This window comes from Novosphingobium capsulatum NBRC 12533 (genome assembly GCF_001598375.1).
Classification (GTDB): Bacteria; Pseudomonadota; Alphaproteobacteria; order Sphingomonadales; family Sphingomonadaceae; genus Novosphingobium; species Novosphingobium capsulatum.
In genome coordinates, this window is the sequence record NZ_BCYV01000030.1 from 1 (window position 1) to 19045 (window position 19045).

At 65.6% G+C, this 19045-nt stretch carries 21 protein-coding genes and 1 tRNA gene; 13 read left to right on the top strand and 9 right to left on the bottom strand.

Annotated elements, in window-relative coordinates:
- The first annotated feature begins 2 nt into the window (after window positions 1-2).
- Window positions 3-893 (top strand): electron transfer flavoprotein subunit alpha/FixB family protein, encoded by an 891-nt coding sequence (locus tag SCA01S_RS19855; protein ID WP_062788451.1) that lies wholly within the window; start codon window positions 3-5, stop codon window positions 891-893.
- A gap of 134 nt (window positions 894-1027) precedes the next feature.
- Here the strand turns inward: SCA01S_RS19855 and epsC are convergent, their stop codons facing one another.
- Entirely contained in the window at window positions 1028-1978 is a 951-nt protein-coding gene (gene epsC / locus SCA01S_RS19860; RefSeq protein WP_062788453.1) for a serine O-acetyltransferase EpsC, read from the bottom strand.
- Between the two features lie 139 nt (window positions 1979-2117).
- Window positions 2118-2975 carry a shikimate 5-dehydrogenase gene (locus SCA01S_RS19865; RefSeq protein WP_084391150.1) on the bottom strand — a complete coding sequence of 286 codons (858 nt, stop codon included), beginning with the start codon at window positions 2973-2975 and terminating at the stop codon, window positions 2118-2120.
- 147 nt (window positions 2976-3122) lie between these two features.
- On the opposite strand from SCA01S_RS19865, the gene SCA01S_RS19870 reads away from it, so the two are divergent.
- Window positions 3123-3887 carry an alpha/beta family hydrolase gene (locus tag SCA01S_RS19870; protein ID WP_157089060.1) on the top strand — a complete coding sequence of 255 codons (765 nt, stop codon included), beginning with the start codon at window positions 3123-3125 and terminating at the stop codon, window positions 3885-3887.
- Here the strand turns inward: SCA01S_RS19870 and SCA01S_RS19875 are convergent.
- On the bottom strand, window positions 3870-4781 hold the full coding sequence (locus SCA01S_RS19875; protein ID WP_062788499.1) for a LysR family transcriptional regulator: 912 nt from the start codon (window positions 4779-4781) through the stop codon (window positions 3870-3872). The genes SCA01S_RS19870 and SCA01S_RS19875 overlap by 18 nt on opposite strands.
- A 132-nt stretch (window positions 4782-4913) precedes the next feature.
- On the opposite strand from SCA01S_RS19875, the gene SCA01S_RS19880 reads away from it, so the two are divergent.
- Entirely contained in the window at window positions 4914-5630 is a 717-nt protein-coding gene (locus tag SCA01S_RS19880; RefSeq protein ID WP_062788456.1) for an SDR family NAD(P)-dependent oxidoreductase, read from the top strand.
- Between the two features lie 12 nt (window positions 5631-5642).
- Here the strand turns inward: SCA01S_RS19880 and SCA01S_RS19885 are convergent.
- Window positions 5643-5719 (bottom strand) — tRNA-Arg (locus SCA01S_RS19885).
- A gap of 62 nt (window positions 5720-5781) precedes the next feature.
- Between SCA01S_RS19885 and SCA01S_RS19890 the strand changes: the two genes are divergently transcribed.
- On the top strand, window positions 5782-6585 hold the full coding sequence (locus tag SCA01S_RS19890) for a queuosine precursor transporter (protein WP_062788458.1): 804 nt from the start codon (window positions 5782-5784) through the stop codon (window positions 6583-6585).
- Between the two features lie 42 nt (window positions 6586-6627).
- Here SCA01S_RS19890 and SCA01S_RS19895 read toward each other — a convergent pair whose 3' ends face one another.
- Both SCA01S_RS19895 and SCA01S_RS19900 read right to left on the bottom strand, forming a co-directional pair.
- Entirely contained in the window at window positions 6628-6858 is a 231-nt protein-coding gene (locus SCA01S_RS19895; protein WP_022677251.1) for a PspC domain-containing protein, read from the bottom strand.
- The gene (locus tag SCA01S_RS19900; RefSeq protein WP_156306313.1) at window positions 6855-6995 is read right to left on the bottom strand and encodes a hypothetical protein; all 141 of its coding nucleotides are present in this window, start codon (window positions 6993-6995) and stop codon (window positions 6855-6857) included. The genes SCA01S_RS19895 and SCA01S_RS19900 overlap by 4 nt, the downstream gene beginning before the upstream one ends.
- 525 nt (window positions 6996-7520) lie before the next feature.
- Here SCA01S_RS19900 and rimP point away from each other — a divergent pair.
- From rimP to infB, 4 genes are read left to right on the top strand one after another with little or no spacing between them, the layout of a single operon-like run.
- Window positions 7521-8123, top strand: a complete 603-nt coding sequence (gene rimP, locus SCA01S_RS19905; RefSeq protein ID WP_062788460.1) for a ribosome maturation protein RimP — start codon at window positions 7521-7523, stop codon at window positions 8121-8123.
- 3 nt (window positions 8124-8126) lie between these two features.
- Window positions 8127-9773, top strand: a complete 1647-nt coding sequence (nusA, locus tag SCA01S_RS19910) for a transcription termination factor NusA (protein ID WP_062788462.1) — start codon at window positions 8127-8129, stop codon at window positions 9771-9773.
- Window positions 9754-10533 (top strand): DUF448 domain-containing protein, encoded by a 780-nt coding sequence (locus tag SCA01S_RS19915; RefSeq protein WP_084391151.1) that lies wholly within the window; start codon window positions 9754-9756, stop codon window positions 10531-10533. The genes nusA and SCA01S_RS19915 overlap by 20 nt, the downstream gene beginning before the upstream one ends.
- A 5-nt stretch (window positions 10534-10538) precedes the next feature.
- On the top strand, window positions 10539-13199 hold the full coding sequence (gene infB, locus SCA01S_RS19920; RefSeq protein ID WP_171794186.1) for a translation initiation factor IF-2: 2661 nt from the start codon (window positions 10539-10541) through the stop codon (window positions 13197-13199).
- A gap of 175 nt (window positions 13200-13374) precedes the next feature.
- Here the strand turns inward: infB and SCA01S_RS19925 are convergent, their stop codons facing one another.
- The 3 genes from SCA01S_RS19925 to SCA01S_RS19935 all read right to left on the bottom strand — a co-directional run bounded on the left by SCA01S_RS19925 (window position 13375) and on the right by SCA01S_RS19935 (window position 16331).
- A complete protein-coding gene (locus SCA01S_RS19925) occupies window positions 13375-13710 on the bottom strand; it encodes an RcnB family protein (protein ID WP_054131219.1) in 336 nt (111 codons plus the stop codon).
- Between the two features lie 105 nt (window positions 13711-13815).
- Window positions 13816-15198, bottom strand: a complete 1383-nt coding sequence (locus tag SCA01S_RS19930; RefSeq protein ID WP_062788466.1) for a cytochrome P450 — start codon at window positions 15196-15198, stop codon at window positions 13816-13818.
- The gene (locus SCA01S_RS19935; RefSeq protein WP_062788468.1) at window positions 15195-16331 is read right to left on the bottom strand and encodes a hypothetical protein; all 1137 of its coding nucleotides are present in this window, start codon (window positions 16329-16331) and stop codon (window positions 15195-15197) included. The genes SCA01S_RS19930 and SCA01S_RS19935 overlap by 4 nt, the downstream gene beginning before the upstream one ends.
- Before the next feature lie 29 nt (window positions 16332-16360).
- On the opposite strand from SCA01S_RS19935, the gene SCA01S_RS19940 reads away from it, so the two are divergent.
- The 5 genes from SCA01S_RS19940 to SCA01S_RS19960 are packed head-to-tail and all read left to right on the top strand — an operon-like array spanning window position 16361 to window position 18999.
- Window positions 16361-16675: a hypothetical protein gene (locus SCA01S_RS19940; RefSeq protein ID WP_245652826.1), complete on the top strand. Its 315-nt coding sequence runs from the start codon at window positions 16361-16363 to the stop codon at window positions 16673-16675.
- A 46-nt stretch (window positions 16676-16721) separates the two neighbouring features.
- Window positions 16722-17138 (top strand): 30S ribosome-binding factor RbfA, encoded by a 417-nt coding sequence (gene rbfA, locus SCA01S_RS19945; protein WP_022677128.1) that lies wholly within the window; start codon window positions 16722-16724, stop codon window positions 17136-17138.
- Window positions 17139-17165: 27 nt separating this feature from the next.
- Complete coding sequence (locus SCA01S_RS19950; protein WP_022677129.1) at window positions 17166-17768, top strand: thymidine kinase; 603 nt, start codon at window positions 17166-17168, stop codon at window positions 17766-17768.
- Window positions 17765-18310, top strand: a complete 546-nt coding sequence (locus SCA01S_RS19955) for a GNAT family N-acetyltransferase (protein WP_062788472.1) — start codon at window positions 17765-17767, stop codon at window positions 18308-18310. Before SCA01S_RS19950 ends, SCA01S_RS19955 begins: the two co-directional genes overlap by 4 nt.
- Window positions 18307-18999, top strand: a complete 693-nt coding sequence (locus SCA01S_RS19960; protein ID WP_062788501.1) for a site-2 protease family protein — start codon at window positions 18307-18309, stop codon at window positions 18997-18999. The genes SCA01S_RS19955 and SCA01S_RS19960 overlap by 4 nt, the downstream gene beginning before the upstream one ends.
- The last annotated feature ends 46 nt before the right edge of the window (window positions 19000-19045 follow it).

The window sequence follows — 19045 nt, forward strand, 5'->3', positions numbered from 1 at the left end:
CGATCAAGGACGCGACGCTGAGCGCGGTGACGGCAGCGGGCCAGCTGGGCGACGTGGTTGCGCTGGTCGCGGGCGAAGGCGTCGATGGCGTAGCCCAGGCCGCCGCGCAGATCGCCGGCGTTGCCGCCGTGCTCAAGGCCGATGACGCCGCCTATGCCCATGCGCTGGCGGAAAACGTCGCGCCGCTGGTGGCGGGCCTGATGGCCGATCACGACGCCTTCGTGGCGCCGGCCACGACCACCGGCAAGAACGTCGCGCCGCGCGTCGCTGCGCTGCTCGACGTGGCGCAGGTGTCGGATATTCTCTCGGTCGAAGGGCCCAAGACCTTCACCCGGCCGATCTATGCCGGCAATGCCATCGCCACGGTCGAATCGGGCGATGCCAAGCTGGTGGTGACGGTGCGCGCCACCGCCTTTGCCAAGGCGGACGCGAGCGGCGGCAGCGCTGCGGTCGAGGCGGTGAGCGGCGCAGGCGATGCTGGCCTCTCCAGCTTCGTCGGCGCGGAAATCGCCAAGAGCGAGCGTCCCGAACTGACCAGCGCCAAGATCATCGTCTCGGGCGGCCGCGCCTTGAAGGACGCGGAAACCTTTGCCGCGACGATCACCCCGCTGGCCGACAAGCTCGGCGCCGCGATCGGCGCGAGCCGCGCGGCAGTCGATGCCGGCTATGTGCCCAACGATTACCAGGTCGGCCAGACCGGCAAGATCGTGGCGCCGCAGGTCTATGTCGCGGTGGGCATTTCCGGGGCGATCCAGCACCTTGCCGGCATGAAGGACTCAAAGACCATCATCGCCATCAACAAGGATGAAGACGCGCCGATCTTCCAGGTGGCCGACGTGGGCTTGGTGGCTGATCTGTTTACTGCCGTGCCGGAACTGGTGGGCAAGCTTTGATCTTGACGTAACATGCCCTCCCCCAGCCCCTCCCGCCAGCGGGAGGGGAGTTTAGGGGCACCACTGAAAGTCCCCCTCCCGCTGGCGGGAGGGGTTAGGGGAGGGCATGTTTCGGGCCCCAAGCCCGAAAACAATCAATCGCAGGGATCGCCCGCTTCCACGGTAACGCTCGCCTGGGTCTGGCGCACGCGGCTGCCCGGGGGAACGGAGCGTGTCAGCCAGACATTGCCGCCGATGACCGAGCAGCGGCCGATGGTGACGCGGCCCAGGATCGTGGCGCCGGCGTAGATCGTCACGTCATCCTCGATGATCGGATGGCGCGCCTCGTCCTTGACCAGGCGGCCTTCCTCGTCGGTGCTGAAACTCCGCGCGCCGAGCGTCACCGCTTGGTAGATCCGCACCCGTTTGCCGATGATCGCGGTCTGCCCGATCACCACACCGGTGCCGTGATCGATGAAGAAACGCTCACCAATCGTGGCGCCGGGATGAATGTCGATGCCGGTGCGGGAGTGGGCGATTTCGGCCAGGATGCGCGCCACCAGCGGGGCGCCCAGCTTGTAAAGCTCGTGCGCCACGCGGTGATGCAGCACGGCAGTGACGAACGGATAGCACAGCAGCACTTCATCGACGCACCGCGCGGCGGGATCGCCGTCGAACGCGGCTTCCACGTCGCTGTCGAGCAGGCGGCGGATTTCGGGCAGGCGCGCGGCGAGCGCGGTGACGATGCGGTTGACCTCGGCATCGACAGTGGCGTTGCAATCCTGGGGATAGCTGTAGTGCAGTTCCATCCGCACTTGCGCGGCCAGCAGGGGCAGGGCCGATTGCAGGCTGGCGGCAACGAAGATGTCTTCGTTGGCGGCGGTCACTTCGGCCGGGCCCAGGCGCAGCGGGAACAATGCGGCGGCCAGTACATCGATGATCCGGCCCAGCGCGTGGCGCGAGGGGAAGCCGACCGCGCCGTAATCGCCGCGCTTGCTGCGTGCATCGCGCCAGCCCTCGCGCACCCGGCGCAGGTGCGCGACAACATCGTCGATGGCAAACGGCGGCTCGGGAAATTCGACCTCGGCCTTGCCCATATCCCTCATGTCCTTCCTGCGCCTTGCCGCCGGCCGATCAGGGGCCGTCGTGGCTGTGGCGCATCATATAGGATGTGCCACAGCCACGGAAAGGGGGCCTTGCGGGAATGTTGCCAGTTGTTTGCGCGGCGTTAGGCCGGCGCGGCGGCTAGAGCCCGGCCGCCGCCAGGCGCGCGGCCGTGGCATCGCCGTGGGCAAAGCGTGCGGCCTCGATCACGAGGTCGGCCGACGGACGCACCCCGGTATAGAGTACGAACTGCTCCACTGCCTGAAGGACGATGACCTCGGCCCCCGAAACGACCGGCTTTCCGGCTGCCAGCGCGGCAAGGATGAACGGGGTTTGCGCCGGTTGGGCCACCACGTCGAACGCCACATCTGCGGCGGCGATCATCTCGGCCGGGAAGGCCAGCGCCTGGGCATCGGGGCCTTCCATGCCCAGCGGCGTCACGTTGACCAGCAGCGGCGCGCCGGCGGCCGGCACGTCGCTGGCCCAAGCAAAGCCATAGCGTTCGGCAAGCGCCGGGCCGGCCACGGCGTTGCGCGCCACGACCGTGCCCTGGGTAAAACCCGCATCGCGCAGCGCCGCGACCACGGCCTTGGCCATGCCGCCGCTGCCCCGCAGGATGAAGGGCTGGGCTGGATCGGCGGGACTGGCCTCGATCAACTGGCGGCAGGCGGTATAATCGGTGTTGTAGCCGGTAAGGTGGCCGTCATCGTTGACGATGGTGTTGACGCTGTCGATCGCGAGCGCGGAGGGTTCCAGCGTATCGAGCAGCGGGATCACCGCTTCCTTGAACGGCATCGAGATCGCGCTGCCGCGAATATCCAGCGCGCGGATGCCGGCAACGGCCGCCGGCAGATCGCGCGTGGAGAAAGACTTGTAGATAAAATCGAGGCCCAGTGCCTCATAAAGGTAGTTGTGCAGCCGCGATCCGGCATTGCCGGGGCGGCCCGACAGCGACATGCACAGGCGGGTATCGCGGCCGATGGGGGGCTTGGTGGGCATTGAGGCTCCTGGGGGAAGGGCTGACGGTCGGCCCAGCCATGGCATGAATTGCCGGGGCAAGGCCAGCCTGTTGAGGCAGCTTGACAGGAGGCAGGGGTTGCCGCCAGCGCTGGCGAAACCGCAACCTCTGCCACCATGGTTTCCCGCATGATGCCACCGCTTGCGATCGTTCTGGCCGGGCGAAGCAACACCGCCAAGCGATCCGATATCCTGACCCGCGTTGCCCGCAAGTTTGGCGAGCGCGGGCAACCGGTTTTCGTGTTTGAATCCCCGCGCCATGCCGCATCGGAGGGGATCAACCGCCGCCTGGAACAGGCCCTGCCAGGCATTGCGCGCAGCACGGGCCAGGCGCTGTCGTGGCCGCGCCTGGCCGCCTGGTACGCGGTCAAGACCGCGCTGGCCTGCGCCAGCCCGCACCGTATCGACTTTCTCATGGCGGCACTGCTGCCGCCGTGGCTGATCGCCAGCTGGGAATTGCAGCGGTTCATCGAAAGCCTGCCGCAGCAGCGAATCATGGTGGTGACGCATTCGGCCGGTGGCGTGGCGGCCACACGGATTGCGGCCCACGCGAAAGTGCGCGCGATCGCCAGCTTTGGCTATCCCTTTCGCCACCCGGAACGGCGGCGCGAAGCCTATCGCACGCGGCACCTGCGCGCGGTGGCCAAGCCGATGGTGGTGATCCAGGGCCGCAGCGATGCCTATGGCGGCGATCCCGCGCAGTTTGGCCGCTTTCTTGGCCCGGCATGCGCGATCGTTTCGCTCGAGTGCGACCACGAATACCACGGTCTGGACGATGGCGCGTTCGCGCGCGCCTGGGAGGCCATTGATCACGTGCATGATCTGGCCTGTCAGAAGGAATCCCAAGCGCCACGGCTGGATTGCGCCACGAGCGTTTCAGGACAGACGTGTTGAAGATCGACACTGCGCGATGACGGTCTCGCGCAGCCAGCGATGCGCAGGATCGGCGTCCATGCGCGGATGCCACAGCGCGGCAACGGCGATGTCGGGTGTTTCAACCGGCAGCGCGAAGCGCACAAGCCCATCCGAGAACCATGGGTCGGACAGACAGGATTGCGGCACCAGCGCGACCAGATCGGACTGGCGGGCAATCCGCAAGGCATCCGGGAAACCTGGCACTACGGCGACGATCTCCCGCTGCAGCCCGAGCGCTGCCAGCATGTCATCGACGGGTCCGGTCGATTGTCCGCGCCGCGACACGACGACATGCTTGGCGGCCGCATAGCGATCCGCGGTCATCGCTGCTGACAACAGGGGATGCCCCTCTCTTGCCGCGCCGATGAAACGGTCACGAAAAAGCAGCTGTGTTCGCACCTCGGGCGCAAAATCGCCAAGAACTCCGATTTCAAGGTCGATCGTTCCGTCCCGCAGTGGCCCAGCCTCCTTGATGGGCTTTGGGGCAAAGCGCAGGCGCGCATGCGGTGCGGCGGCGACCACGGTCTTGACCAGGGAAGCGGAGAACAGCGCGATGAAGCCTTCGTTGGCGCGGATGGTGAAAGTCCGCTTGAGCGTAGCGAGATCGAGCGGCCCTTCGTGTGGCGTGAGAACATCGCGAACATCTCGCGCCAACGCATGAACACGCTCGCGCAGCATGATGGCGCGGGGAGTTGGCACCAGCCCACGGCCTGCCCGCACCAGCAGGGGATCGCCGGTCGCCGCCCGCAACCGTGCGAGCGTGCGGCTCATGGCCGATGGGCTGAGGCTCAAGCGACGCGCCGCAGCCGTCACGCTGCCTTCCGCCAGAAGTGCGTCCAGCGCCGACAACAGGTTAAGGTCAATGGTGTCCATCGCCACATGATACGCGCTCTGGCGAACGTGGGATAGCGCATGACGCAACAACAGTTTGCATCCTGTGCGTCTGGTGCAGCTATCGAAAGCGGAAGATGATGGTCTTCAGCGGCAAAACCGAAAGGAATCACCATGTTTTCCCAAGCCATTGGCGACACCGCCGGCACGATTCTCATCGTCGGCGCATCGCGCGGCCTTGGCCATGCGATGGCGGCAGAATGTATCGCGCGGGGCTGGCATGTCGTCGGAACGGTGCGCGGCCCTGACCGCACTGCGTTGCACGACCTTGCCGATGCCCATCCAAGCCGCGTCGACATCGCGCAGCTCGACATGACGCAGCCAGCGCAGATTATGGCATTGCGCGAACGGCTGATGGGGAAGCAGTTCGACATCCTGTTCGTCAACGCGGGTACGGCCAACCACAACCAGGACGAAACCATCGCGGAGGTTTCGACCGAAGAGTTCATTCGCGTGATGGTCACCAACGCGCTCAGCCCGCTAAGGGTGGTGGAAGGCTTGCAGGATTGCGTCGCGCCAGCGGGCCTGATCGGTGTCATGTCTTCGGGCCAGGGCAGTATCGCCAACAATGTGAATGGCGGGCACGAGGTCTATCGGGGCACGAAGGCTGCGCTGAACCAGTACATGCGCAGCTATGCGGCGCGTCATGCCGATGATGGTCGGGCCAAGGTGCTTATGGCGCCGGGCTGGATCCGCACCAGACTTGGCGGAGCCGAGGCGCCGTTCGGCATCGAGGAAACCGTGCCACAGATCGTCACCACGCTGCTCGCGCAGCGGGGAAAGCCCGGCCTGCATTATCTCGATCGGGAAGGGCGTACCGTTCCCTGGTGAGAATCGCTGGAATGGCGCGCCCTGCAGGATTCGAACCTGCGGCCACCGGCTTAGAAGGCTGGTGCTCTATCCAGCTGAGCTAAGGGCGCGCACAGCCGTGCCCATAAGACGGCTTTGCCTTTGGTGCAAATGGCGATAGCAGTTCATCCCCATGAACGATCCCGCATCCGCATCGGCGCCGCTTGAAAAGATCGGCGGCAAGCTCGGCGCACGCCGCCATTTCCGCTTTTTCGACTACATGATGGCCGCGTTCGTGGCGATCCTGCTGCTGTCGAACCTGATCGGCGCGTCAAAGCTGTCGAGCGTGGGCGGCTTCACCTTTGGCGCGGGCATCCTGTTCTTCCCGATTTCCTACATTCTGGGGGACGTGCTCACCGAGGTATATGGCTATGCCAACGCGCGGCGCTGCGTGTGGGTGGGCTTTTTCGCGCTGCTGTTCATGGCGGTGATGAGCTTTGTGGTGGTGGCGATGCCGCCGGCGGCCGATTGGGGCTGCGCATCCAGCGGCGATCCGCAGTTTGCCGGACTCGTGGCAAAGAGTTCCGCCGGAGCGGTTTGCCAGACCACCTATGTCTCGGTGTTCGGCAGCACCTGGCGCATCGTGCTGGCCTCGGTCACGGCATTCTGGGCCGGGGAATTCGTCAATTCCTTCGTGATGGCGCGGATGAAGGTGTGGACGGGCGGCAAATACCTGTTCACCCGCACCTGGGGCTCGACGATTGCCGGGCAGGCGATCGACAGCCTGATCTTCTATCCCGTGGCGTTCCTGGGCACCTGGACCAATGCCGATGTGGTGCATGTGATGATCACCAACTGGGCGATGAAGGTGCTGTGGGAAGTGGTGCTCACCCCGGTGACCTATGCCGTGGTCAATTTCCTCAAGCGGCGCGAAGGTGTGGATGTCTATGACACCGACACCGATTTCTCGCCGTTTGCCCGCACCGCTTCGGTGTGAAGGGGTGCGGGTCGGCGCCGGTGGTGGTGTCGGTGGCCCGCATCAATCGGCGATCAGGGCGATGGCCAGGTAGATCAGCAGCAGCGAGCCAAAGCCCAGCAGGGTGCCGGCGATCCAGGCCACGCGCACCAGCGTGACATCGAGATCGAGCGCGTCGGCCATGCCGGCGCAAACGCCGAAGATCTTACCGTTGGCGCGGTCGCGGCGGAAAATGCTGCCACGGCGGCGGGCGGGGCGGACGGGGCTATCGTCAAAGCGCAGGTCGGTCATCATGCGATCTCCACGGCGGAAGTGGTGCCCTGGGCAGTGGCGGCCGGCGTCTGCACGGTCTGGCCGATGAGGGCGAGCGAGAGGGCGAGGGCGGCGACGGCGGCCGAGGTGCGGCCGGCGATGGAAAGCAAGGTCTGCATGGTGATTACTCCCTGAATGTGGCGCCGGATGATCGCATCCGGCCGATGTCCCTTGCTTTGCATGGGGCGTGCCAAATTCAGAAAATGGCGGTTTTCTGCGCTTTCTCTTCGCCTGTCTTGCCCGTGAACGCAGAATGAATGCCAAGGATTGGGATTATTCACCGATAATTTGGATGATGGATTTCCTGGCTGACGCGATTCGCATGCCGCGCAGCTTTGTCAGGGCGGGGACCGGCCTTCTTCCCCCTTTGGAAGGCTGGCGCCGATGCAGGCCGGGCGGGCCATGCATCAGGCGTTGCCGGAGCAATCCGGCGGTTCCCGCCTCCCTTGCGATCAAAGGCCGAGTGGCGTGGCTTTGTTCTTGCAATTTTCCGCCGCCTCCCTTATCTGCACATTCATCCCGACATTGTGAAGGCAAGAGCGGGCTGGCGCCAGACGGGGCCGGCGCGAAACTTCGTTGCTGAAACGGTGTGGCCTGAAGTGGCTTGACGCGCCGAGGGCGTGCGCGGGAATATTGGAGACGGCATGACGGATATCGCGCGGATCATCGAGATTGTGGAGCCCGAGGTGAAAGCCATGGGATTCGATCTCGTGCGCGTGCGCCTTTACGGCAAGAGCGAAGTTGGCGACGAGGAGCACACGCTCCAGATCATGGCGGAGCGCCCCGAAACCGGGCAGCTGGTCATCGAGGATTGCGCCGGCCTCTCGCATCGCATCTCCGACAAGATCGACGCGCTGGAAGAAGCCGGCGAAATGCTGATCGAAGAGGCCTATCGCCTTGAAGTCAGCTCGCCGGGGATCGACCGCCCGCTGACCCGCCCCAAGGACTTTGCCGCCTGGATCGGTCACGAGGCGCGGATCGAGCTGTCCGAGCTGCTCGACAATCGCAAGCGCTTTCGCGGCGATCTCAAGGGTTTCGATGCCGATACCGGCACGATCTCGATCGAGGATGACGGCGAGGTGTTTGCCGTACCGTTTGCCCTTGTCACCAATGCCAAGCTGATCCTGACCGATCGGCTGATTGCCGCCTCGCGCCCGGTGGATACCGCCGGCGTGGACGAGGAAGATTTCGAAGACGAAGACGCTTTGGCGCAAACCGACGCATTTCTTGAGGAACAGGAAGACTAAGCCATGGCCAGTGCGATTTCCGCCAACCGTGCCGAGCTGCTGGCGATTGCCAACGCGGTCGCTGCCGAAAAGATGATCGACAAGTCCATCGTGATCGAAGCGATGGAAGAAGCGATCCAGAAGTCGGCGCGCAACCGCTATGGCGCCGAGAACGACATTCGCGCCAAGCTCGATCCGCGCACCGGTGACTTGCGCCTGTGGCGCGTGGTCGAAGTGGTCGAGCACGTCGAAGACTACTTCAAGCAGGTTGACCTCAAGCAGGCCGAAAAGCTCCAGGCCGGCGCCAAGGTGGGTGACTTTATCGTCGATCCGCTGCCGCCGGTGGACCTCGGCCGCATCGATGCGCAGTCGGCCAAGCAGGTCATCTTCCAGAAGGTGCGCGATGCCGAGCGCGATCGCCAGTATGACGAATTCAAGGACCGCGCCGGCGAAATCATCACCGGCGTGATCAAGTCGGTCGAATTCGGCCACGTGATCGTCAACCTGGGCCGCGCCGAAGGCGTGATCCGCCGCGACCAGCAGATCCCGCGCGAAGTGCCGCGCGTTGGCGAGCGCGTGCGCGCGCTGATCCTCAAGGTGGAGCGCCAGAACCGCGGTCCGCAGATCTTCCTGAGCCGCGCACATCCCGACTTCATGAAGAAGCTGTTCGCCCAGGAAGTGCCCGAAATCTATGACGGCATCATCGAGATCAAGGCCGCAGCCCGCGATCCGGGCAGCCGCGCCAAGATCGGCGTGATCAGCCGTGACAGCTCGATCGACCCGGTCGGCGCCTGCGTCGGCATGAAGGGCAGCCGCGTTCAGGCGGTGGTCCAGGAAATGCAGGGCGAAAAGATCGACATCATCCCCTGGAGCGAAGACACCGCGACGTTCGTGGTCAACGCGCTGCAGCCCGCGACGGTCAGCCGCGTGGTGATCGACGAGGAAGAAAGCCGCATCGAAGTGGTCGTGCCCGACGACCAGCTGAGCCTGGCGATCGGTCGCCGTGGCCAGAACGTGCGCCTGGCATCCTCGCTCACCGGTTCGGCCATCGACATCATGACCGAGGCCGAGGCGAGCGAAAAGCGCCAGAAGGAATTCTCCGAACGGTCCAAGACCTTCGAGGAAGAACTCGACGTTGATGAAACCCTGTCGCAGCTGCTGGTGGCCGAAGGCTTCAGCGAGCTGGAGGAAGTGGCCTACATCGACATCAGCGAACTCGCCGGGATCGAAGGGTTCGACGAGGAACTGGCAGCCGAGCTGCAGAACCGCGCGCTCGAAGCGCTGGAACGCCGCGAGGAAGGCCAGCGCGAAGAACGCCGCGCCCTGGGCGTGGACGATGCCCTGGCCGAACTGCCGCACCTGACCGAAGCCATGCTGGTTACGCTGGGCAAGGCGGGGATCAAGACGCTGGACGACCTGGCGGATCTCGCTACCGACGAACTGATCGCCAAGAAGCGCAACAACGACCAGCGCCGCCGCAACGACCGCCGCGAGCGCGATCGTTCGGAACGCAGCGAAGACAAGGGCGGCGTGCTGGGCGAATATGGCCTGAGCGACGAACAGGGCAACGAAATCATCATGGCGGCACGCGCCCACTGGTTCGACGACGAACCGATGGACGACGAAGCCCCCGCAACCGAGGAGGCCGCCGATGCGGAATCCTCACAATGACACGCTAAGCGCCCCAGGGCCGCAAGACCGCCCGGCAAGGCCTGACAAGGCTTTGCCGGAGCGGAAATGTATCCTCACCGCCCGCCACGATGGCCGGGGCGCCTTGGTGCGCCTGGCGATTTCGCCCGATGGTCTGGTTCTGCCCGATCCGTTGGCGCGTGCCCCTGGGCGCGGCGCCTGGATCGGTGTTTCTCGCGCAGACCTTGAAATCGCGCTTGCCAATGGCAAACTTAAGGGAGCGTTGGCACGCGCATTCAAAGGCGCCCCGCTGACCATTCCCGCCGATCTGCCCGATCTGATCGAACAAGGCCTGAAACGCGCCACGCTGGACCGACTCGGTATCGAGTTGCGTGCCGGTAGCCTGGTGCTGGGAACCGAAAAAATCGCCCAGGCCGCGCGTTCCGGCGCGATCGTGCTGCTGGCCCATGCCAGCGATGCAAAGGCCGATGGCGTGGGCAAGTTGGCCCAGGCCTGGCGCGTGGGCGAAGAGGCCGAAGGATCGGGAATGATGGGCCGCATCTTGCCGCTGGACCGGGCGGCGTTGTCTGTGGCATTGGGCCGCGACAACGTCGTTCACCTGGGCGTCACCGATGCGGGCGCGGCCGAACGGATTGACGGGCCATTGGCCCGCTTGATGCACTTTATCGGGGCTGCGGCACCGGAAGGTCCGCCTGGTGGCACGCCACCGGGCGAACCGGCCCCTGCTGCTGCACCGGCCGCACATGCGGCGAATGACGATTTGGATACGAAGGGCGAATGAGTTCGATGAGCGATAGCGACAAGAAGCCGACACTGGGCCGCAGGCCACTGGGCCTGAAGACCGCAGTGGAGGCCGGAGAGGTCAAGCAGACCTTCAGCCATGGTCGCACCAATAAGGTGGTGGTCGAGGTAAAGCGCCGCAAGCTGGTGCCGGGCGGACAGCCCGCCGCGCCGGCCCCCGCTGCGCCTGCCGCAGCCCCGCGCCCCGCTGCGCCGGCCGCGCGTGCGCCGGTCGTGCCGCCGCCGCCGCCGCCAGTTTCCCCCACCGCCTCGCGCGAGACGCGCCAGGAACTGCAGGCCCGCCTGCTGCGCCAGGCCGAGGAAGCCCGCCTCGCTTCGCTGGAAGCGGCCAATCGCCGCGAGCAGGAAGAACGCCTGCGCGCCATCGAGGAAGAACGCCGCCGCGTTGGGGAAAAGGAAGCAGCCGCTGCTGCTGCCGCCCAGGCTGCTGCCGCGCCCGAAGCCGCCCCGGCTGAACCGGCTCCGGCTGCTGAACCCGCACCGGTGGCGCCCGCCGCTGCGGCGCAGCCCGCTGCCGAGCCGGCGCCTGCCGCCGCGCCAGTGGCGTCTGCTCCGGCTGCCGCGGCCGAAGAACCGGTCCAGGCACAAGCTCCGGCTCCTGCCGCAGCCGCTGCGCCGGCTGCGCGCCCGGCCCCGGCTGCTGCCGTGCCCGCGCCGCGCCGCTTTACCCCGGTGGTGGCGCCCAAGCGCCCCGAACCGGCCAAGAAGCCGGCGCATGCCCCGCGTGACAAGAACGCCAATGATCGCCGCCAGGCGGGCAAGCTGACCGTGACGCGCGCGCTCAACGAAGACGAGGGCGCTCGCGCCCGTTCGCTCGCCGCGCTCAAACGCGCCCGTGAAAAGGAGCGCCGTGCGCACTTCGCCGGGCAGACCCAGGCGCGTGAAAAGCAAGTGCGCGATGTGATCGTGCCTGAAGCGATCACCGTGCAGGATCTGGCCAACCGCATGGCTGAAAAGGCCGCGGACCTGGTCAAGGCGCTGTTCAAGATGGGCATGATGGTCACCATCAACCAGGCCATCGACCAGGATACCGCCGAACTGCTGGTGACCGAATTTGGCCACAACATTCAGCGCGTGAGCGATAGCGACGTCGATATCGATACCGCTTCGGACATCGATGCCGATACCACGCTCAAGTCGCGGCCCCCGGTCGTGGCGATCATGGGCCACGTTGACCATGGCAAGACCAGCCTGCTCGACGCGCTGCGCGGCACCGACGTGGTGCGCGGCGAAGCCGGCGGCATCACGCAGCATATCGGCGCCTATCAGATCAAGACCAAGGGCGGCGATTACATCACCTTCCTGGATACGCCAGGCCACGAAGCCTTTACCGAGATGCGCATGCGCGGTGCCAATGTCACCGACATCGTCATCCTGGTGGTGGCTGCCGATGATGGCATCATGCCGCAGACGATCGAAGCCATCAATCACACCAAGGCCGCTGGCGTGCCGATGATCGTGGCGATCACCAAGTCGGACAAGCCCGAAGCGAATCCCAAGAAGATCCGCGAGCGCCTGCTCGAACATGAAGTGATCGTGGAAGAAATGTCGGGCGACGTGCAGGACGTGGAGGTCTCCTCCAAGACCGGCGCCGGGCTCGACACGCTGATCGAAAAGATCCTGCTCCAGGCCGAACTGATGGAACTGCGTTCCAACCCCGATCGCGCCGCCGAAGCGACCGTAATCGAGGCCAAGCTCGACAAGGGCAAGGGGCCGCTGGCTACCGTGCTGATCAACCGCGGCACGCTGCATGTGGGCGATATCCTGGTGGTAGGCACCCAGTCTGGCCGCGTGCGCGCCATGCTGGATGACAAGGGCCGCCAGGTGAAGTCTGCGCCGCCGTCGCTGCCGGTCGAAGTGCTCGGCATCGGCGGCGTGCCGATGGCTGGTGACACGCTCACCGTGGTGGAAAACGAAGCACGTGCCCGTGAAGTGGCGGCCTACCGTCAGGAAAAGGCCACTGCCAAGCGCACCGCCGTTGCCCCGTCGAGCCTGGAGAACATGTTCTCTGCGCTGGCGGCCAAGCAGAGCGTCATCGAGTATCCGGTGGTGATCAAGGCCGACGTGCAGGGCTCGACCGAAGCGATCGTCAATGCGCTCAACCGCTTGTCGACCGACGAGATCAAGGTGCGCGTGCTGCATTCCGGCGTGGGTGCGATCACCGAAAGCGATGTGGGCCTGGCCCAGGCTTCCGGCGCACCGATCGTGGGCTTCAACGTCCGTCCCAACGCCAAGGCGCGCGAGCTGATCGAGCGCAACAAGGTGCGGATGAAGTACTTCGACGTGATCTATCAGCTGACCGACGACATCGCCAAGGAAATGGCGGGCGAGCTTGGTCCGGAGCGCATCGAAACCGTTGTGGGCCGTGCGGAAGTCAAGGAAGTCTTCCCCGCGGGCAAGAAGGACAAGGCAGCCGGTCTGCTGGTGCTGGAAGGCTATATCCGCAAGGGCATCTATGCGCGTCTTACCCGCAACGATGTTATCGTCAGCAAGACCACGATTGCCTCGCTGCGTCGCTTCAAGGACGACGTTTCGGAAGTGCGCGCGGGCCTGGAATGCGGTGTGGTGTTGCAGGACACCAACGACATCAAGGCTGGCGACACGCTGGAAGTGTTCGAAGTGGAAGAGCGCGAACGCACGCTCTGATCTTCGGATCGGTAAACACGAAAATACGGCCTTTCCCACGGGAAGGGCCGTCTTTTTCGTTCATGGTGCAGGCGATTGTAGCCTGTGTCGGGCGCGGGCTGTGGAGCACGACCCTGGCACGCAAAGGGGCGGCCTTTTGCAAAGCCACCCCCGACGTGATCCGGTCGCGCGCGGATCAGAACGTATTGGCGATCACCGAGGCGATCACGCCGCTGCCGATTGCCACCAGCAGGGCATCGTTGCCTGACCGCACCCAGTGATAGCCACGCGGCGGCGCCGACAGGCGACGGTACTGGTGGTAATCGACCACGCGATAGTTGGGCGCGCGGCGGTGGTCGAAGCGCTGCCCCTTGCGGAACGGATTGGGCTTCATCTTGACCGGTCCACGGCGCATGTCCTGGCGCACGTCGTGGCGTTGATCGTGGCGCGCATCATAGTGCTGGGCGAGCGCAGGGGTGGCGGCGGGCAGGGCCACCGCAAGGGCGGCAACCGTGGCGAGAAACTTGTTCATGGCGGTCCTTTCCAATGAAACTGACCCTGCCTCAACGGCTCAACGCCGTGCCGGCTCCCACGACAAATGTCTGACTTTGTATCGATTTTGTTACCTAATCGGCCGTCAGCGCAGGGTGAGCCGCAAGTGGATGCCATGGCGCGACCGCAGGGTCAGGCGGCTGATCGGTTCCGGCGCGGAGCCTGCGGCGGGCGCCAGGCGAAATTCGCGCAGCAGCGTGGCCAGCACGATCATCGCCTCTTGCATGGCAAAGCCCTGGCCGATGCACACGCGTGGGCCCTTGCCGAACGGCAGCCAAGCCTCGCGCGCGGCCCTGGCATTCTCGGCGCGGGCAAAGCGGCCCGGATCGAACGCGTGCGGGCAGGCCCAGTTGTCGGCGTTGCGCTGGATCAGCCAGGGCGACACCACCGCGAGATCGCCCGACGCCATCGCCTTGCCGCGCATGATCTGCGGCGCGACGACCTCGCGCATCAGGAAGCTGACCGGGGGATAGAGGCGCAGCGCTTCCTGAAAGAGATGGCGCAGTTCGGGCAAAGCCTTGAGATGATCGGCGGCGAGCGGGCTGCCCCCCGTGACAGCGGCGATTTGCGCGGTCAGGCGATCCTGCAGCCCCGCGTCGCCAGCCAGAAGATAACTGGCCCAGGCCAGCGCGGATGCCGAGGTTTCGTGGCCGGCGAGGAAGATCGTGCCAAGCTGATCGAGCAGGGCCTCGCGCGAAAACGGTGCGCCGCTATGCGGATGGCGTGCATCGAGTAGCGCATCGAGAATATCGGCCGGCGGCAGGGGCTGGCCCAGGCGCGCGCGCATTGCCATCCGGGCATCGACGAGCGGGGCGAACAGCGTGCGGATAGCGGCGGCGGCCTGGGACAGCCGCTGGCGCTGGCGCATGAGCGGCAGGCGGTAGAGGCGCAGCATGGCATAGCGCTGGGCATGGCGCTGATAGCGATCAAAGGCGGCAAAGACGGTTTCGGCCGCATCGGCGGGCAGGCTTTGTGAAAACAGCGTGCGATAGATCACGTCTGCCGTCACCGCCGTCATCGCCTGTTCCATATCCACCGGCCCCCGCGCCGCCGCCTGGTGCAAATGCCCGGCCATATCCTGCGCAGCGGCACGCATGGCCGGCCAGGCGCGGCCAAGGCCAGCCTGGGCGAAAGCGGGATTGATCATCGCGCGCTGCGCCTGCCACTGCGCGCCATTGGCAGAAAACACGCTTTCGCCCATCAACGGGCGCAGCAGTTCGGTCATCAAGCCGTGCTTGGGCCAGGGGCAGTGGCGTTCTTCCAGCACGTCTCGCGCCAGGGCCAGGTCGTTGATCACGAAAAAACGCAGCAGCGGAAAGCGCACCGTGCCCATTTTCATGCGATAGGATTTTTCGAACAGCGTGTGGATCCAGCTGCCCCAACCGATCACGAAACGGCGCAGCAGGCCCGCCTTGCGCCGCAACGGCGTGGGGAAAGGCGGCACGGCCAGTGCGGGCGGCTCGGTCATGCGCGCGATACCTGGCGAAAGGCGGCGATACTGGCGATGAGTGGCTGGTCGCTGCAGGTGAGGCCGAGGTAATCGAGCGGTGACGGGCGATCGAGCCGGCGCAGATAATCGAAATGGGTGAGATACTTGTCCTTGCGCCGCGCGGCATAGGTCTGGACATCGCAAAACGCGAACCAGCGCGGGGAAAGCTGTACCAGCCCAGCGTGGCGGGCTGGCGCGCGGCCCAGCCAGGGATCGACCAGCGGGGTGGCGGCGCCATCGGTGGGCGAGCCAATGTCGAGCCAGGCAAAGCGGCCCTGTGCCAGCGTGGCCATGGTGTCGGCAAAATCGTGCGCATCGCGGCGAGAGGCGAGCATCGGCAGGCTGGCCCCCAGCGTGACCAGCGCCACGCGCGAAGGCAGCACGCCGCCGTGGCGGGCGAGCAACCTGGCAATGACGCCCGCGGCCAGAACGGCGCCGTTGGAATGGCTGACCAGCAGCACCTCGTCCCACGGCGGATCGGCGGCCAGCGCGCCGTCGATGGTATCGGCAAAGCGATCGAGCCGGGTGGCGAGTGCCGGATCGCCACGCCCGGCGGCCAGGGCATCGTTGAAGATGATGAACTGCACCAGCCAGCCGATATGGCCGCGCCCCCCGAGCATCAGCGCCAGCACGGCGGCAAGCGCCAGCCCGAACAGTGGTGCCAGCCAGGCCTGCCCGATCAGCATGGCAAACAGCGCCGCGCCAAGGCCGGCCAGCAGCGGCAGCACCAGCAGCGCCAGCGCCGGCAGGAACAGCGCCACGCGGCTGCCGTGCGGCACGCGGCGCAGGCAGGCGAGGTCGGTCTGCCACAAGAGGCGGACATAGGCGCGGGCGCTGGCCAGCAGCACGCGCAGGCCGCCCCTGATCCAGGCGCGGCGCACGATATCGTCCCACGCCAGGACATGGAAAGCGCTGGTGATCGTGGTGGCGGCATCGGCAACCGTCCAGGCAGTGTCCCCATGCCCGGCGGCGTGCCGCGCAGACAGGATCAGGGAATTGCCTGCGCAATCACGCGCATTGTGCGTGGCGATCTGTTGTGCGAGAAATCCATGATAGAAACGCGCGCCCCTCGGGTCGAAACCACCAATATAGAACACTTTGCGCTTGAACATTGCCCCATCCACGCCAAATCCATGGTCAGGTGATATCACAAGTGCAGGGGGCTGACGTGTGTGATCCAGGGCAGAGGGACTATTGTCTGTTCCTCAATGGATTTAAATACAACCGCAATGGATCATGCCGGCGTCATGACAATGCTTACGGTATTGCTGGCGGTGGCCGAGAGGCTGAGCGCCGCCGCGCCGATGCCGCGTTCTTTCGCGGCCTGCGGCAAGAGGGCGATCCGATGGCCGTACCGGTGTGGCTGGCAGTGCGCACATTTGGCTGGTTCTTCTTCAATTATCATGGGTTTCCGTGGCGCGGCCAACTCGTGCGCAAGATCTTCCCCCGCTATTGACCCAAGGTTCTGGCGAAATCGCGGGCAATGCCCCATATAGGGCGCGATGAACCGCCAGAATGCCTCTCCCGAACAACGCTCGGTCCGCCTGCTCAAGGTGGGCGAGCAGGTGCGCCACGTATTGTCCGAACTGCTCACGCGCCAGTACGTCCATGATGATGTGCTCAGCGCGCATACCGTGTCGGTTACCGAAGTGCGCATGTCGCCCGATCTGCGCCACGCCACCGTCTTCATCAAGCCTTTGCTGGGCGAGGACGAGGAGATCGTGCTCAAGGCCTTGCGCACGCACACCGCCTATTTCCAGAAGGAAGTGGCCGGCCGGCTCAAGCTGAAATATGCCGCGCGGATCAAGTTCCTGCCCGACGAAAGCTTTGACGAGGCATTTCGGATCGACGCGCTGCTGTCTGATCCGCGCGTGCGCCGCGATCTGGGCGAGGATGCAGCGGGAGAGGGCGAGGGCTGATCGGCCCCGCCACCGCCTCGCGCCACCATGGCCAAGCTCTATTTCTATTATGCCAGCATGAACGCTGGCAAATCGACCAACCTGCTCCAGGCCGCGTTCAACTATCACGAGCGCGGCATGGCGACGATGCTGTGGACCGCCGCGCTCGATGATCGCGCCGAACACCTTGGGCCGGGGCGGGCCATTGCCAGCCGCGTTGGCCTTTATGCCGATGCCCACCGCTTTTCCCCGCAAACCGATCTGTGGCAGGCGGTCAGCGCCGAACTGGCCACGGGGCCGCTCGCCTGCGTGCTGGTGGACGAGGCGCAGTTCCTGACCAGGGCACAGGTATGGCAACTGGCCGATCTGGCCGATCGCGCGGGCGTTCCCGTGCTGTGCTATGGCCTGCGCACCGATTTCCGCGGAGACCTGTTCGAAGGTTCTGCCGCGCTGCTTGGCCTGGCCGATAGCCTGGTGGAATTGAAGGCGGTGTGCCACTGCGGCCGCAAGGCGACGATGAACCTGCGGGTCGACGCGCAGGGACACCCCGTGCGCGAAGGCGCGCAGACCGAAATCGGCGGCAACGAACGCTATCTTTCTCTTTGCCGCGCGCATTTCAGCGCGGCGCTGCGCCAGGACGAACACCCATGAGCGATGGCCTTTACGTTCCCCTGGCCGAGGGCAACCTGGTGCTGGAGCCGCTGGCAGAGCGGCACCGCGAAGGCCTGCGCGCGGCCTGCGCGCAGGATCAGGAGATATGGGCGGTCTATCCGCACGATTATCTGGGCGACAGTTTCGACCCACAGTTCGATCGCCTGCTTGAAGGCGGGACCGCACGGCGGATCTATGCCGTGCTGGCCGATGGCGCAGTGGTGGGCATGACCGGCTGGATCGAGCATGGCGCGCCAGGCTGGTCGATCGAGATCGGCAACAGCTACATCGTGCCGGCGCTGCGCGGCACGGGGTTCAACGGCCGGCTCAAGCGGCTAATGCTCGGCCATGCCTTTGCCTGCGGGCTTGAGCGGGTGGTGTTCAAGGTTGATCGAATCAACGCCCGCAGCCAGGCCGCCGTACGCAAGCTGGGCGGTGTGGAAGAAGGCGTGATGCGCCACGAACGCCGCACCTGGACGGGCCGGGTGCGCGACACGGTGCTGTTTTCGATCCTACGCGACGAATGGATGGCACGGCCATGAACGACACGCTGTACAGCCTCGCCACGGTGGCCATTCCGATGATCGTGGCCATCGTGTTTCACGAAGTGGCGCATGGCCGCATGGCCCGCCTGCTGGGTGATCACACCGCGCAGGACATGGGGCGGTTGAGCTTCAACCCGCTGCGCCACGTCGATCCGGTAGGCACGGTGATCCTGCCTGGCATGCTCGCGCTCGCCCATGCGCCGGTGTTTGGCTGGGCCCGCCCGGTGCCGGTGGATGTGCGTGGCCTGCCGCATCCGCGCCGAGCGATGATGCTGGTGGGCGCTGCCGGGCCGGCGATGAACTTTGCCCTGGCCGTGGTGGCGGCGCTGGGCCTGGGGATCATGGCGCGGCTGGCGCCGGGACCTGGCGCGGTGGCCCAGTTCGTGGCGGCGAACCTGGTGAATTTCCTGGCCATCAATCTGTTCCTTGCCTGTTTCAACCTGCTTCCGCTGCCGCCGTTCGATGGATCGCACATCGTCGAGGGCCTGCTGCCGCGCCCGGCGGCGCAGGCCTATGCCCGACTGCGTCCCTTGGGCTTTCCGATCATGCTGGTCCTGCTGGTGGTCCTGCCCTGGATGATGCCATCGTTCGATCCGGTGCGTGCGGTCGTGGTGCCGCCGGTGACGTGGTTGGCCGACCACTACATCGCGCTGGCCGAACTGGTAGCAGGCCGCCCGCTGGGCTGATGCTGCAGGGGGATTAACGTACTTTCAGCTTGGTCGCCAATTGTCG

What these genes read in the sequence shown, in the direction of transcription:
- rbfA (WP_022677128.1), top strand. Translation starts at nt 16,722, where the DNA reads ATGAACCGCCAGAATGCCTCTCCCGAACAACGCTCGGTCCGCCTGCTC.
- nusA (WP_062788462.1), top strand. Translation starts at nt 8,127, where the DNA reads ATGGCCAGTGCGATTTCCGCCAACCGTGCCGAGCTGCTGGCGATTGCC.
- SCA01S_RS19895 (WP_022677251.1), bottom strand. Translation starts at nt 6,858, where the DNA reads ATGATGACCGACCTGCGCTTTGACGATAGCCCCGTCCGCCCCGCCCGC.
- rimP (WP_062788460.1), top strand. Translation starts at nt 7,521, where the DNA reads ATGACGGATATCGCGCGGATCATCGAGATTGTGGAGCCCGAGGTGAAA.
- SCA01S_RS19865 (WP_084391150.1), bottom strand. Translation starts at nt 2,975, where the DNA reads ATGCCCACCAAGCCCCCCATCGGCCGCGATACCCGCCTGTGCATGTCG.
- SCA01S_RS19925 (WP_054131219.1), bottom strand. Translation starts at nt 13,710, where the DNA reads ATGAACAAGTTTCTCGCCACGGTTGCCGCCCTTGCGGTGGCCCTGCCC.
- infB (WP_171794186.1), top strand. Translation starts at nt 10,539, where the DNA reads ATGAGCGATAGCGACAAGAAGCCGACACTGGGCCGCAGGCCACTGGGC.
- SCA01S_RS19955 (WP_062788472.1), top strand. Translation starts at nt 17,765, where the DNA reads ATGAGCGATGGCCTTTACGTTCCCCTGGCCGAGGGCAACCTGGTGCTG.
- SCA01S_RS19900 (WP_156306313.1), bottom strand. Translation starts at nt 6,995, where the DNA reads ATGCAGACCTTGCTTTCCATCGCCGGCCGCACCTCGGCCGCCGTCGCC.
- SCA01S_RS19915 (WP_084391151.1), top strand. Translation starts at nt 9,754, where the DNA reads ATGCGGAATCCTCACAATGACACGCTAAGCGCCCCAGGGCCGCAAGAC.
- SCA01S_RS19935 (WP_062788468.1), bottom strand. Translation starts at nt 16,331, where the DNA reads ATGTTCAAGCGCAAAGTGTTCTATATTGGTGGTTTCGACCCGAGGGGC.
- SCA01S_RS19875 (WP_062788499.1), bottom strand. Translation starts at nt 4,781, where the DNA reads ATGGACACCATTGACCTTAACCTGTTGTCGGCGCTGGACGCACTTCTG.
- SCA01S_RS19960 (WP_062788501.1), top strand. Translation starts at nt 18,307, where the DNA reads ATGAACGACACGCTGTACAGCCTCGCCACGGTGGCCATTCCGATGATC.
- SCA01S_RS19880 (WP_062788456.1), top strand. Translation starts at nt 4,914, where the DNA reads ATGTTTTCCCAAGCCATTGGCGACACCGCCGGCACGATTCTCATCGTC.
- SCA01S_RS19890 (WP_062788458.1), top strand. Translation starts at nt 5,782, where the DNA reads ATGAACGATCCCGCATCCGCATCGGCGCCGCTTGAAAAGATCGGCGGC.
- SCA01S_RS19870 (WP_157089060.1), top strand. Translation starts at nt 3,123, where the DNA reads ATGATGCCACCGCTTGCGATCGTTCTGGCCGGGCGAAGCAACACCGCC.
- epsC (WP_062788453.1), bottom strand. Translation starts at nt 1,978, where the DNA reads ATGAGGGATATGGGCAAGGCCGAGGTCGAATTTCCCGAGCCGCCGTTT.
- SCA01S_RS19930 (WP_062788466.1), bottom strand. Translation starts at nt 15,198, where the DNA reads ATGACCGAGCCGCCCGCACTGGCCGTGCCGCCTTTCCCCACGCCGTTG.
- SCA01S_RS19950 (WP_022677129.1), top strand. Translation starts at nt 17,166, where the DNA reads ATGGCCAAGCTCTATTTCTATTATGCCAGCATGAACGCTGGCAAATCG.